Raw genomic sequence first — 469 nt, 5'->3', positions numbered from 1 at the left:
GTCGCGGCAACGCGCATGGCGGATCTGGTGTGGAGCACCGGGTGCGGTGCGTGGTACGAGGGACCTGGCGGGCGGGTTACCGCCAACTGGCATGGTTCGACGCTGGAATATGGGCGCCTGCTGGCGCGGCCCGACTGGGAGGCATGGAAGTTCGGTTAGTTACAAAAGATCTTCTTTTTCCTATTTCCCGTGCGCTGGGAACAATCCGCGCACGGGCACCACGCGAAGAACAAAAATCAAAAGTCTTTTTGCTTCTTTTTCTTCAGAAAAAGAAGACTCCTTTCTGTTTTGCCGTCAGAACCCTGTAAAGCCCGCCTCGGGGTTCGGGCTGCCGCGATCGGCCGTGGCAACCCGGGCCGCCGTCTTGTGCGGGGCGATCGCCAGTTTCACCGGCGCCGACTTGACCGTGCGCGCGGGACCGCCGGCGGTGCGGGGCGCCGCGACGGTGCCGCGCAACGAGAGCAGCAGG

General features: G+C 63.1%; 1 protein-coding gene. It reads left to right on the top strand.

Annotation, left to right across the window (positions count from 1 at the left end; translation table 11 throughout):
* The coding region (locus R5H29_RS08185; protein WP_332329049.1) for a hypothetical protein at nt 1-308 on the top strand (308 nt) is incomplete at its 5' end.
* Nucleotides 309-469: the final 161 nt, after the last annotated feature.

Origin of the sequence: Stenotrophomonas sp. A3_2 (genome assembly GCF_036624925.1) — a bacterium.
Classification (GTDB): domain Bacteria; phylum Pseudomonadota; class Gammaproteobacteria; order Xanthomonadales; family Xanthomonadaceae; genus Stenotrophomonas; species Stenotrophomonas hibiscicola.
Note: the sequence above shows the minus strand (reverse complement) of the source record. Positions and strands in the feature narration are given on the sequence as shown.